A 12,440-nucleotide genomic window follows, 5' to 3' on the forward strand; every position below is an offset into this window, starting at 1 on the left:
ACCTGCGACCCCTTGACCCCCAGTCAAGTGCGCTACCAAGCTGCGCCACGTCCCGGTGTGTTCCCGCGGTGTGTGTTCCGCGTGATCACGTAGGTAGAACTCTACCGCACGTCAGAGGGTGCTCCGTGCGGTGCTGAGGGCAGGTGAGAATCGGGGCATGACGAGCGCGCGGGGACCGGGTGGCCAGGGTCGTGGGCGGGATCGGGACGCGGCGGGGCGGGCGCGCAACGCCCGGCCGCGGGACGGGCTCGGGCGGCCGCTGCCGTACGGGGCCGAGGGGGTCGAGCGGCAGCCGGAGGGCGTGGTGCGCACGCCGGAGCAGAGCGTCGCCGAGGCGCAGGCGCTGCTCGACGCGGGGCGGCCCTTCCACGCGCACGAGGTCTTCGAGGACGCCTGGAAGTCCGGGCCCGAGCAGGAGCGCGGCCTGTGGCAGGGGCTCGCCCAGCTGGCCGTCGGCCTGACGCACGCGGCGCGCGGCAACGCCACGGGCGGGGCGCGGCTGCTGCGGCGGGGCGCGGGCGCGGTGTCGGCGTGGACCGCGGCGGCGGGGGGCGGTGAGCGGCCGTACGGCATCGGCGTACCGGAACTGGTGGAGTGGGCGGAGGACTTGGCAGGGCGGGTGGAGCGGGGCGGTGCGCCCGTCGACCCGGCGGCGTCGGCGCCGACGCTGGCCCCCGGCGCCGCGCCGCCGCAGAGGTGACACACTCCGTGCGTGCGAAAGATTCATGTCATCGGCATCGGCGCGGGCGACCCCGACCAGCTGACCCTGCAGGCGGTCAAGGCGTTCGGGGACACCGACGTGTTCTTCATCCTCGACAAGGGCGAGGAGAAGGCGGACCTGGTCGAGCTGCGCCGGGGCATGCTCGCGGCGCACCGTCCTGACGGCGCGTACCGCGTCGTCGAGGCGGTGGACCCGCCCCGCGACCGGACGGTCGGCGGCGCCGGGTACGCGCCGGCGGTCGACGACTGGCGCAGCCGCCGCGCCACCGTCTACGAGCGGCTGATCCGCGACGAGCTCGGCGAGGACGGCACCGGCGCGTTCCTGGTGTGGGGCGACCCCGCGCTGTACGACAGCACGATCGCGATCCTGGAGGAGGTGCTCGGGCGCGGGGCGGTGGACTTCGCGTACGACGTCGTGCCCGGCGTCAGCAGCGTGTCCGCGCTCGCCGCCCGGCACCGCGTCGGCCTGAACCGCGTCGCGCGCCCCTTCCAGGTCACCACCGGCCGCCGCCTGTCCGACGAGGGCTTCCCCGAGGGGGTGGACGACGTGGTGGTGATGCTGGACGCCCAGCAGGCCTTCCTGCGGTACGCCGACCGCGACGACGTCGACATCTACTGGGGCGCCTACATCGGCACGCCCGACGAGATCCTCGTCTCCGGGCCGCTCGCACAGGCCGCGCCGCGCATCGAGCGGCTGCGGGCGCAGGCGCGGGAGCGCAAGGGGTGGATCATGGACACGTATCTGCTGCGGCGCCGCGACGACGGCTGAGGCGGCCGCCACCGATCCCGTCACGGGCCCCTTCACCGGTCCGGACGGCCCCGCATGCACATGCCCGGTAGCGGTGTGAGGGTGGCCCTGTGACCGTTACCGATGAGCCCGCGACCGCCCCGGCGCCGGAGCAGGGCCCGCCGGTCCTGGACAGGCGCCGCCGCAATGTCGTCTTCGTGACGATCATGCTGGGCGTGCTGCTCGCCGCGCTCGACCAGACCATCGTGGGCACGGCCCTGCCGACGATCGTGTCGGACCTCGGCGGCGCGGAGCACATGTCGTGGGTCGTCACCTCGTACCTGCTCGCGGAGACGGTGGCGACGGTCCTCGTCGGCAAGTTCGGTGACCTGTTCGGGCGCAAGGTCGTCTTCCAGGTGTCGGCGGTCGTCTTCATCACCGGCTCGTTCCTGTGCGGCCTTGCGACGAACATGACGCTGCTCATCGCCTGGCGGGCGCTCCAGGGCATCGGCGCGGGCGGTCTCATGGTGACGGCGATGGCGCTGATCGCCGACGTCATCCCGCTGCGGGAGCGCGGCAAGTACCAGGGCGCGATCGGCGCCGTCTTCGGGGTTTCGACCGTCGTCGGGCCGCTGCTCGGCGGGCTCTTCACCGACCACCTCAGCTGGCGCTGGGCGTTCTACGTCAACGTGCCCATCGCGGTCCTCGTCGTCGCGGCCGCGGCCCGCACCATTCCGTCGGTGAGGTCGGCGGCGCGGCCCGTCATCGACTACCTGGGCATCGCGCTCGTCGCGATCGGCTCCAGCGCGCTGATCCTGGCGACGAGCTGGGGCGGCAACGAGTACGCGTGGGGCTCCGGCGTCATCATCGGCCTGTTCGCGGGCGGTCTGCTCGCGCTCGCGGGCTTCTGCTGGGCGGAGACGCGCGCGGCCGAACCGATGCTGCCCATGCGCCTGTTCGCGAACCCCGTGTTCACGGTCTGCTCGGTGCTCAGCTTCATCGTGGGCTTCGCGATGCTCGGCGCGATGACGTTCCTGCCGACCTATCTCCAGTACGTCGACGGGGACTCGGCCACGATCTCCGGGGTGCGGACGCTGCCGATGGTCGTCGGCCTGCTCATCGCGTCAGTGTTCAGCGGCAACGTCGTCAGCAGGACGGGCACGTACCGGATCTTCCCGATCGTGGGCGCCCTGGTGATGGCGCTCGGGCTCTTCCTGCTGTCCCTCATGGGCAGCGCGACCAGCGCGTGGCTCGAATCCCTCTACATGTTCGTGCTCGGCGTCGGCATCGGCCTGTCCATGCAGGTCCTCACGATCGCCGTGCAGAACACCGTCGCGTACGCCGACCTCGGCACCGCCACGTCCGGCGTCACGTTCTTCCGCACGCTCGGCAGCTCGTTCGGCACGGCGGTCTTCGGCACGATCTACGCCAACACGCTCGCGCCGAACCTGCGGGACGGGGTCGCGGCGGCGGCGCGGACCGGGACCGCACCTGCGGACGTCGTCTCGAAGGCCGCGCAGAGCCCCCAGGGCCTGCACGACCTTCCGGGGGCCGCAGCGGCGCCCCTCGTGAAGGCGTACGCGGACACGCTGCAGACCGTCTTCCTGTGGACGGTGCCGGTCGCGCTCGTCGGGTTCGTCGTCGCCCTGTTCCTGAAGCAGGTCGAGCTGCGCGACAGCGCGCGGATGAGCTCCACCGACATGGGCGAGGGCTTCGCGTCGCCGTCGGCGGGCGACTCGGCCCGCCTCCTCGAACTCGCCGTCGGCAACATCCTGCGCGACAAGGGCGTGCACACGGCGCGCACCGTCATCGGCCGGTCGGACACCCGTCTGGACATGGCCGGGGCGTGGGCGGTGATGCAGGTGGCCCTGTTCACGCGGATGGTCGGGCACGCCAACCTCAACCTGATCGCGGCCCGGCGCCAGCTGCCGCCGGAAGTCCTGGTTCCGGTCTTCGACCGCATGGTCGACGAGGGCTATCTCACCCGCACCGGCACGCTGTTCCAGCACACGGCGGCGGGCGAACGCGAGGCGGATGTCATCGGCACGGCGTGGGCGGCCTGGCTCAACGAGCAGCTGGAGAAGGACGGCAGCCGCCCCGGTGCCGCCACCGGCGAGGACGACGGCAAGCTGATGGCGGCGGTCGACGCGATCGCGAAGCGGCTCCTCGCGGAGGACCTGGCGCAGGGGCTGCACCTGGAGCGGGGCGGGCGGGCGCCGGATTCGGCGCCGACGCCCGCGTAGCCGCCGGGCCGCGTCAGACCGGTGACACCTCGCCGCCCGCGTTGCGGATCATGCGCTGCAGGACCTTCAGGGCGATCACGTACTCCTCGTCCGGAATGTCCCCGTGCACATGCCCGCGGCTCGCGCGCTGGGTCTCCGCGGCGCGCTGGTGGAGCGCCCTGCCGTCGTCGGTGATCCGGAGGCGGCCGTCCGCGTCCGGGGTGAGCAGCTTCCGCTCCACCAGGAGGTCGATGTCGGGGGCGAGGCCGGCGCCGACGTCCAGGTTGGCCTGGTGGGCGGCGATCACCTCGTCCCGCGTGACGCCGTCCTCGCTGTGCCGGGCCTGGTGCAGCACCCACCACTGGGGCTGGGTGATCCCGATCGCCGCGAGCCGCCCCCTGACGTACGCCGTCACGGTCTTGTTCGCGGCCCAGGTCCAGTAGCCGATCGGCTGGTTCACCAGGTCCGCGTCGTCGTGCGAGTACTCCACCGTGCCGCCTCTTCTCCCGTCGGGATCACTTCGGTGATCGGCACCGTAGATCCTCAATTGCGGTTGAGGTCAAGAGCGTTCGACGAGCAGGGCCGTGCCCTGGCCCACACCCACGCACATCGTGGCGAGGCCGCGGGTGGCGCCCGTGCGGCGCATGCGGTGCAGGAGCGTGGTGAGGATGCGGGCGCCGGAGCAGCCGAGGGGGTGGCCGAGCGCGATGGCGCCGCCGTCGGGGTTGACCAGGTCCGGGTCGATGCCGAGCGCGTCCACGCTGGCGAGCACCTGCGCCGCGAACGCCTCGTTGAACTCGGCTTCCTGGATGTCGCCGAGGGACCAGCCGACCCGGTCGAGGACCTTGCGCGTCGCGGGCACGGGGCCGACGCCCATGACGTCCGGGTGCACGCCCGCGCTGGCCCCGGCCGCGTACCGGCCGAGGGATGCGAGGCCCAGGTCGTGCAGCGCCTCCTCGCTGACGAGCAGCAGGCCCGCGGCGCCGTCGTTCATCGGCGACGCGTTGCCCGCCGTGACGGTGCCGCCCTCGCGGAAGACGGGGCGCAGGCCGCCGAGCTTCTCCAGGGAGGTGTTCTCGCGGATGCACTCGTCGGCGTCGACGACCGTGCCGTCCGGCGTGGTGACGGGGAGGAGTTCGCCGTCGAAGTGGCCGTCCTTGCGGGCCGCGGCGGCGCGCTGGTGGCTGCGCAGGGCGAAGGCGTCCTGCCGCTCCCGCGAGACGTCGTGGCGGGCGGCCACCTCCTCGGCCGTCTCCCCCATCGCGAGCAGCCCGTGCAGGTCCTTCATCTTCGGGTTGGTCAGGCGCCAGCCGAGGCGGGTGTCGGCCGCCTCCATCCGGTGCGGCAGGGCCTCGTCCGGGCGGGGCAGGACGAAGGGGGCGCGGCTCATCGACTCGGAGCCGCCCGCGAGCACGATGTCCGCCTCCCCGGCGGCGATGGTCCGGGCGGCCATGGTGACGGCTTCGAGGCCCGATGCGCACAGCCGGTTCACCGTGGCGCCCGGCACGGACTCGGGGAGCCCGGCGAGGAGGACGGCCATGCGGGCCACGTTCCGGTTGTCCTCGCCCGCCTGGTTGGCGGCGCCCCAGTAGACGTCGTCGATCCGGGCCGGGTCGAGCCCCGGAACGTCGTCGAGCAGGCCGCGTACGACGGTGGCGGCGAGGTCGTCCGGGCGGACGGCCGACAGGGCGCCGCGGAGCTTTCCGATCGGGGTGCGGCGGGCTGCGGCGAAGTGAACGGTGCGCACGGGGCTACTCCGATACATGAGCGGTTTAATTAGCGCTGCTAGTTTCGGAGTGTACGTGCGGCTCGGGCGGCCGTCCAGGAAGGCGGACGACGTGCGCCGCACACCCCCGTTCAGGCGGGCGGGGGCCACTCCCCGTACGCCAGGAAGCGCCGCACCGACACCGCGGCCCGCCGCCCTTCCGCGGTCACGGCCCCGGCGGACCGCACGGCGTGGGCCGCGTTCCCGACGGCGAACACCCCGGGGGTCCCGGTGCGGAAGGCCCCGTCGACCGCGGGTCCCCGCGTCCCGGGGTCGAGCGGCACCCCGCCCCGGCGCGCCAGTTCGTGGTCGGGGACGAAGTCACCGGTGAAGACGACGGTGTCGCAGGCGACGCGGGCGGTGCGCCCGGTGCGGTCGCGCAGGCGGACGGCGGACAGGCGGCCACGGCCGACCAGATCGGTCACCGTGGTGCCGGTGAGGAGCGGGACGCCGTGCCGCAGGCGGGCCTCGGCGGCGCGCCAGGGCGTGGTCTCGTGGCGGGCCCGCGCGGTCACCTGCGCGGCCACGCCGACGCCCGCGCGCCGCAGCGTGTCGAGCGCCGCGTACGCGACGGGCTCGGCGCCGACGACCACGGCCCGGGTGCCGATGTGCTGGCCGTACAGGTGGACGGACTGCTGGAGCTCACCGGTGGTGTAGACGCCCGCGGGGCGGCTGCCGGGGACGAGGCGGGCGGCGCGGGGGCGTTCGCGGGCGCCGGTGGCGAGGACGACGGCGCGGGCGGTGAGGCGCTCCAGGCCGAGCGGCGAGGTCGTGTCGAGGGTGAGCGGGCCGGACCAGGCGGTGGCGGTGACGCCGGTGCGGACCCTCGCGCCCGCCCGCACCGCCGCGTCGACGCACTGCCGCGCGTACCGGGGGCCGCTCGTGCCCGGTCCGGTCAGGCCGGCGAAGGTGCGGGCGCCGAAGCCGCCGTGGTGGCAGTGGCGCGGGACGCCGCCCGCCTGCGCCTCGCGCTCCAGGACCTCGACGCCCGTGCCCGCCGCGGCGAGCCCGGCGGCGACCGCGAGCCCGGCGGGCCCCGCGCCGACGACGAGCACGTCGACCGTGCGCTCGCGCCTCATCGCGCGGCCGGCCTCTCGCGCCGCGCGAAGAGGTCCCGTACGGCGGCGCCGCAGTAGAAGCCCTGGCACCGGCCGCCGCGCGCGCGGGTGCGCCGCCGCAGGCCGTCGAGGTCGCCGGGCGGGACGGTGCTGCGGAGCGCGTCGCGGATCTCGCCGCGGGTGACGCGTTCGCAGTGGCAGACGATCCTGCCGTACTCGGCGTCGGCGGCGATCAGGTCGCCTCGCTGGTAGGGGCGCGGAAAGGACTCCCCCAGGTTCGGCATGCGCACCGGCGCCAACTCCTGTTCCTCGCCGAGCGGAAGACCGGCGTCGGCGAGCAGTTCCGTGACGTACGCGGCGATGGCCAGGGACGCCGTCAGGCCGGTGGAGCGGATGCCGCCGACGGTGACGTACCGCTGGTCCGGCCAGGCGGTGATCCGGTAGTCGTCGTCCTCGGTCGCCGCGCGCAGGCCCGCGTAGACGGCGGTGACGTCCTCGTCGAGGAGCGCGGGCAGGATCCGGGCGCCCTGTTCGCGCAGCCCGGCGAGGCCCTCGGCGGTGGAGCCGGTGGCGTGCTTGTCGTCCAGGTCCTCGGCGGTGGGCCCGAGCAGCACGTTGCCGTACACGGTCGGCGCGACCAGGACGCCCTTGCCGAGCGCCGTCGGCACCGGCAGGAGGATGTGGCGCACCAGGTCGCGGGCGAGCTTGTCGAAGACGATGAGCTGGCCGCGGCGCGGGGTGACGGTGAAGGTGTCGTGGCCGAGCAGCCGGTCCACGGTGTCGGCGTGCAGTCCGGCCGCGTTGACGAGGTAGCGGGTGCGGACGGGCCCGCGTCCGGTGGTCAGCGTGTGCGGGGTGCCGTCGGCCGCGTCGCCCTGGGCGACCGCGGTCACACGGCAGTTGAGGTGCAGGTCCACGCCGGAGCGGACGGCCTGGGTCGCGTAGGCCAGGGGCGTCGTCCAGGGGCAGATGACGCTCTCGCCGGGCACGTCGAGCGCGCCGAGGGCGCCCGGGCCCAGGTGCGGCTCGCGGGCGCGCACCGCGTCGGCGTCGAGCAGCCGGGCGTGGTGGTAGTCGTTGCGCTCGGCCTTCGCCAGGAGGCCGGGCAGGGCGGCGAGCTGCTCGGCGTCCCAGGCGACGAGGAGCGCGCCGACCGGCTCGACGGGGATGCCCGCGTCGGCCGCGTACGCGGCCAGGCGCCGCTGCCCCTCCCGCACGAGGCGGGCTTCGAGGGAGCCGGGCACGGCGTCGAAACCGGTGTGCAGGATGGCCGTGTTGGCCTTGGACGTGCCGGTGCCGACGTCGTCGGCGGCGTCCACGACGGCGGTGCGCAGGCGGTGGCGCGCCAGTTCGCGGGCGAGGGCGGCGCCGACGACTCCGGCGCCGATGACGAGCACGTCGTAGGGCTCGGCGGGGAGCCCGCCGGATCGGGTGACGCGGCCGGGTGCGGTGCGGTCCGCCGCCTGGTTCATCGAGTTCATCGCCTGGTTCATGAAGTTCATCGGGGCGTACGGGCCAGCAGCGCCGTCACCTCGGAGCGGAACGCGACGCGGCGCGTGGCCGCCTCGTCGGCGCCGACGCGCGGCTCGTACACGGCGGCGGGCTTCCAGTCCGGTACGACGTCGCGCAGGCCGAGCCGCGGGTCGAGGCCCATGCGGGCCACCGCGCCCACGCCGAGGGCGGTGACGTCGGGCAGCGCCGAGACCTCCACGGGCCGTTGCAGCAGATCCGCCTGGGTCTGCATGAGCAGGGCCGAGCGGGTCAGGCCGCCGTCGACGCGCAGGCTCCGCAGGGGTTCGCCGAGGTCGACGGCCGCCGCGTCGGCGAGCTCGGCGACCTGGGCCGCGATGCCCTCGCACAGGGCGCGCACCAGGTGGCCGGGGGTGGTGTCGAGGCCGAGTCCGGTCAGGGAGCCGCGCAGGTCGCCGCGCCACCAGGGCGCCGCGAGCCCGGCGAGGGCGGGGACGAAGGTGACACCGCCGGTGTCCGGTACGGCGGACCCGACCGGGTCGATGTCCTGGGCGCCGGTGATGACGCCGAGCTCGGTGAGCCAGCGGACGGCGGACGCGGCCGTGTACACCTGGCCGTCCAGGCAGTAGCTGCTGCGGCCGGCGAGGCGCCAGGCGACGCAGGCCACGAGCCCGGAGTCGCCGCGGCGCGGCCGCTCGCCGGTCTGCGCGAGCAGGAACGCGCCGGTGCCGTAGGTGCACTTGGCGCTGCCGGGCTCGGTGACGTCCTGGGCGAGGAGCGCGGCCTGCTGGTCGACGAGGAGCCCGGTGAGCGGCAGCTCCTGGCCGAAGGCCCGGGTGGTGCCGATGTGTGCGGCGGCGTCGACGACGCGCGGCAGCCGTTCGCCGTCGAGCCCGAAGAGGGCCAGGGCGCGCTCGGACCAGGTCGCGGAGTCCAGGTCCAGGAGCTGGGTGCGGCCGGCGGTGGCGGCGTCGGTGACGAAGGCGCCGGTGAGCCGGTGCACCAGCCAGGCGTCGCTGGTCGTGACCACGCCGTGCCGGGTGAGGTGGCGGCGTACCCACGCCATCTTGGGGGCGGCGAAGTAGGGGTCGAGCGGCAGGCCGGTGAGGGCCTTCAATTCGTCCGCGTGCTCGGCGAGTTCCGTGCACAGCGGCTCGGCGCGGCGGTCCTGCCACACGACGGCGTCGGTCAGCGGCTCCCCCGACGCCGGGTCCCAGGCGAGGACGGTCTCGCCCTGGTTGGCCAGGCCCACGGCCGCGACCGGCTCGCCCGCCCGCGCGAGGGCGGCGCGGCCCGCGTCGAGCACGGAGGAGAGCAGCTCGCCGGGGCTGACCTCGACGCGGCCGCCGGGCAGATGGCGGGGGCGCACGGGTGCCGTGCCGGAGCCGAGCACGCCGCGCTCGGGGCAGATGACGAGGGCCTTGGTGCCCGAGGTGCCCTGGTCGACGGCGAGCACCGGACCGCCGCGCTGCCCGTCGTAAGTCCTGATCACTGCGGCAGCCTGCTACAGGCGCCGCGGGACCGTCAAGGGTCGTGGGCCACGGCGCAGTCCGCCCAAATGTCGCATTCGGGATCCCTGTTGAACAAGAGAGAACCCAAACTTCACACCGGCGCGCCGCGTTGACACAAGTTGGTCAAGAAAGATCCGAGGACTGCCCAGTAATCGGAAGTCTCCGCTCTACACTGACCGCCGAACAACAACGCCCACTCGTACATCAGTTCATCACTCACGGAACGCGCAGACCACAGCCCTCATCACACCCCGGCCTTAGCCCAGAGGACCCATGCCGATGCCCTTAGCCCGCCCGGTGTACCACCCGGCCGGTCACGACGCGCCGCTGCGTGCCGTGCTCCAGGACCTCAAGGCAGGCCGCTGGGTGTCGACGAGGAACCTGCTCACCGAGACCCCCGACTGGGGCCTGTGGACGCAGCGCACCCAGATCCTGGCCGCGGCCGTCGCCGGGTCCGACGTGGTGCGCGCCTGGCTCGCCGAGGAGCCGCGCAGCGTCGCCGCGACGGTCCTGCACACCCGCGTCACGGTGGAGCGCGCCCTGCGGGCCCACCGCGCGGGCCACCGCCACACCAACGACCTGTGGCGCGAGGCCAACGAGGCCTGCCGGATCGCCTCCCAGACCTCCCCCGAGGACCCCGTCCCGTGGATCTGTCTGCTGGCCCTCGCCCAGCTCGACGAGGGCCAGAGGTGGGACGAGCACCGCGTGGCGGCGCCCGAGCCGATGCTGTTCCCCGGCCCCTGGCAGATCCTCGCCGAGGCCGACAAGCGCGACCCGGGCAACCGCGAGGCGTACCACCGCATGCTCCAGTTCGCCTACCACCGCAGGCCGAGGGCGCCGCTGACCGAAGCGGTCAACTTCGTGCACTGGGCGTCCGCCGCGGCGCCCGCGGGCTCGCCCCTGCACCTGCTTCCGCTGTACGTGCGGGTGGAGCGCTACCGGCGCGAGGGCGGCAGCGAGCGCGCGCTCGACCTGCACTGGATCGCGGAGGACGCGACGCGCGGCGCCCTCAGGGCCCTCCAGCTGTGGTTCGACCACACGCACCCCGAGGCGGCGTCGCTGCTCGACCTCAACTATCTGGCACACGCGCTGTGGGGCGCGCACCACTTCCACGACGCAGTCCGGGTCTTCGAGGCGCTCGACCCCTTCTACACCGTCGTGCCGTGGACGTACCGCACCCAGTCGCCCGGTGACGCGGAGGCCGCGGCGGAGGCGTTCGTGCAGGCCCGCGCGCGCTGCTTCCACGCGGCGCGCGGCCCCGGCCCGCGCTGACCCCGCCCCGCCGCACACCTCCCCCACGCTCCCCCTCTGCTCGTCCTTTGGCACACCCCCCGCACCCCCGCACCCCCCGCTCTTCCCCCGGAGGTTGATCCGTGTCACGCACCACCATGTCGAGCTCCGTCCCGGCGCCACCGCTCCCGGACGAGGAACAACGGCTCAGAGAGCTCGGCTACCAGCCCGTACTCGCCCGCCGCATGGGCGGGTTCGGCAACTTCGCCATCAGCTTCTCCGTCATCTCCATCCTGTCCGGCTGCATGACCCTGTACGGCTTCGGCCTCAGCACGGGCGGGCCCGCGGTCATGATGTGGGGCTGGGTCGGCGTCGGCGTGATGGTCCTGTTCGTCGGCCTCGCGCTCGCCGAGGTCACCAGCGCCTATCCGACGTCCGGCGCCCTCTACTACATGGCGGACCGGCTCGGCGGCCGCCGCTGGGGCTGGTACACGGGCTGGCTGAACCTGCTCGGCCTGCTCGGCGCGATCGCGGGCATCGACTACGGCGCGGCGCTGTTCTCCGGCGCCCTGCTCAGCATGCACACCGACTTCCACCCGACGCCCGGGTCCACCTTCGTGATCTTCCTGGGCATCCTCTTCCTGCACGCGCTCCTGAACCTGTTCAACGTCCGCCTGGTCAGCCTGCTCAACTCCATATCCGTGTGGTGGCACCTGACGGGCGTCGCGGTGATCGTCGGCGTGCTCGCGATCGTGCCCGACTCGCACAAGTCGCCGTCGTTCGTCTTCGGCGAGTTCGTCAACGACACCGGCTGGTCGAGCCCGCTGTACGTCTGCATGATCGGTCTGCTCCTCGCCCAGTACACGTTCTCCGGGTACGACGCGTCGGCGCACCTGTCGGAGGAGACCTCCAACGCGTCCGTGACGGCGGCGCGCGGCATCGTGCGGGCGATCTGGGTGTCCTGGGTCGCCGGGTTCGTGCTGCTCGCGGGCCTGACCTTCGCCATCCAGGACTACGTGGGCACACAGGAGAGCGCGACGGGCGTGCCGCCCGCGCAGATCTTCATCGACGGCCTCGGCACGTCCGGCGCGACCGCGCTGCTGCTCATCGTGATCGTGGCGCAGCTGTTCTGCGGCAACGCCGAGACCGCCGCGGCAAGCCGCATGGTGTTCGCGTTCAGCCGCGACAACGCCCTGCCGGGCTCGGCGCTCTGGCGCAAGGTCAGCACGCGTACGCAGGTGCCGGTGCCCGCGGTGTGGCTCTCGGTCGGACTCGCCGGCGTCATCGCGCTGCCGTCGCTCTACTCGTCCACCGCGTACGGCGCCGTCACGGCCATCAACGTCATCGGCATCACGCCCGCCTACGCCATCCCGGTCCTGCTGCGCCTGAAGGCGGGCGACCGGTTCCAGCCCGGCCCGTGGAACCTGGGCCGCTGGAGCAAGCCGGTCGGCTGGATCGCGGTGGTCTGGGTCGCCTTCGTCACCGTCCTGTTCTGCCTGCCGCAGAAGTCGCCGGTGAACGCCGACACCATGAACTACGCGTCCATCGCGCTCGCCGTGGTCCTGATCCTCGCCACCGTCTGGTGGTTCGTGGCGCGCCGCTCCTACAGCACCCCGGCCGCGTACGGCACCGACAAGGAGCAGGCGGAGATCGCCGAGGGCATCATCTGAGCCGCTCCGTCCGTGCGGCGCCGGGGCCCCCCCCCCCGCCGCTCCGCTCCAGGGGCCCGGCCCCGAG

At 73.9% G+C, this 12,440-nt stretch carries 9 protein-coding genes and 1 pseudogene; 5 read left to right on the plus strand and 5 right to left on the minus strand.

What is annotated here, in order from left to right; all coding sequences use genetic code 11:
• Positions 1-157 precede the first annotated feature (157 nt).
• The 3 genes from ACFWZ5_RS40600 (at position 158) to ACFWZ5_RS40610 (ending at position 3,690) form a co-directional block, all read left to right on the plus strand.
• Positions 158-700 carry a DUF309 domain-containing protein gene (locus ACFWZ5_RS40600; RefSeq protein WP_384802840.1) on the plus strand — a complete coding sequence of 181 codons (543 nt, stop codon included), beginning with the start codon at positions 158-160 and terminating at the stop codon, positions 698-700.
• A gap of 12 nt (positions 701-712) precedes the next feature.
• Positions 713-1,489 (plus strand): precorrin-6A synthase (deacetylating), encoded by a 777-nt coding sequence (cobF, locus tag ACFWZ5_RS40605; protein ID WP_384802844.1) that lies wholly within the window; start codon positions 713-715, stop codon positions 1,487-1,489.
• A gap of 89 nt (positions 1,490-1,578) precedes the next feature.
• On the plus strand, positions 1,579-3,690 hold the full coding sequence (locus ACFWZ5_RS40610) for an MDR family MFS transporter (RefSeq protein WP_384802847.1): 2,112 nt from the start codon (positions 1,579-1,581) through the stop codon (positions 3,688-3,690).
• Positions 3,691-3,703: 13 nt separating this feature from the next.
• Here ACFWZ5_RS40610 and ACFWZ5_RS40615 read toward each other — a convergent pair whose 3' ends face one another.
• From ACFWZ5_RS40615 to ACFWZ5_RS40635, 5 genes and pseudogenes are all read right to left on the minus strand, one after another.
• Positions 3,704-4,159 carry a MarR family winged helix-turn-helix transcriptional regulator gene (locus ACFWZ5_RS40615; RefSeq protein ID WP_384802850.1) on the minus strand — a complete coding sequence of 152 codons (456 nt, stop codon included), beginning with the start codon at positions 4,157-4,159 and terminating at the stop codon, positions 3,704-3,706.
• A 69-nt stretch (positions 4,160-4,228) separates the two neighbouring features.
• Entirely contained in the window at positions 4,229-5,416 is a 1,188-nt protein-coding gene (locus ACFWZ5_RS40620) for a thiolase family protein (protein WP_384802853.1), read from the minus strand.
• 122 nt (positions 5,417-5,538) lie between these two features.
• Positions 5,539-6,513 (minus strand): annotated as a pseudogene (locus ACFWZ5_RS40625) (NAD(P)/FAD-dependent oxidoreductase); the annotation flags it as partial.
• On the minus strand, positions 6,510-7,985 hold the full coding sequence (locus ACFWZ5_RS40630) for an FAD-dependent oxidoreductase (protein ID WP_384802857.1): 1,476 nt from the start codon (positions 7,983-7,985) through the stop codon (positions 6,510-6,512). The gene ACFWZ5_RS40630 and the pseudogene ACFWZ5_RS40625, both read right to left, overlap by 4 nt.
• Before the next feature lie 5 nt (positions 7,986-7,990).
• Positions 7,991-9,454: an FGGY family carbohydrate kinase gene (locus ACFWZ5_RS40635; RefSeq protein WP_384802860.1), complete on the minus strand. Its 1,464-nt coding sequence runs from the start codon at positions 9,452-9,454 to the stop codon at positions 7,991-7,993.
• 292 nt (positions 9,455-9,746) lie between these two features.
• On the opposite strand from ACFWZ5_RS40635, the gene ACFWZ5_RS40640 reads away from it, so the two are divergent.
• On the plus strand, positions 9,747-10,745 hold the full coding sequence (locus ACFWZ5_RS40640; protein WP_384802863.1) for a hypothetical protein: 999 nt from the start codon (positions 9,747-9,749) through the stop codon (positions 10,743-10,745).
• A 116-nt stretch (positions 10,746-10,861) separates the two neighbouring features.
• Positions 10,862-12,373, plus strand: coding sequence for an amino acid permease (locus ACFWZ5_RS40645; RefSeq protein WP_384802866.1), 1,512 nt, complete (start codon positions 10,862-10,864; stop codon positions 12,371-12,373).
• Positions 12,374-12,440: the final 67 nt, after the last annotated feature.

Source organism: Streptomyces sp. NPDC059003, from assembly GCF_042740445.1.
Taxonomy (GTDB): domain Bacteria; phylum Actinomycetota; class Actinomycetes; order Streptomycetales; family Streptomycetaceae; genus Streptomyces.

What these genes read in the sequence shown, in the direction of transcription:
- ACFWZ5_RS40600 (WP_384802840.1), top strand. Translation starts at nt 158, where the DNA reads ATGACGAGCGCGCGGGGACCGGGTGGCCAGGGTCGTGGGCGGGATCGG.
- ACFWZ5_RS40630 (WP_384802857.1), bottom strand. Translation starts at nt 7,985, where the DNA reads ATGAACCAGGCGATGAACTCGATGAACCAGGCGGCGGACCGCACCGCA.
- ACFWZ5_RS40640 (WP_384802863.1), top strand. Translation starts at nt 9,747, where the DNA reads ATGCCGATGCCCTTAGCCCGCCCGGTGTACCACCCGGCCGGTCACGAC.
- ACFWZ5_RS40645 (WP_384802866.1), top strand. Translation starts at nt 10,862, where the DNA reads ATGTCGAGCTCCGTCCCGGCGCCACCGCTCCCGGACGAGGAACAACGG.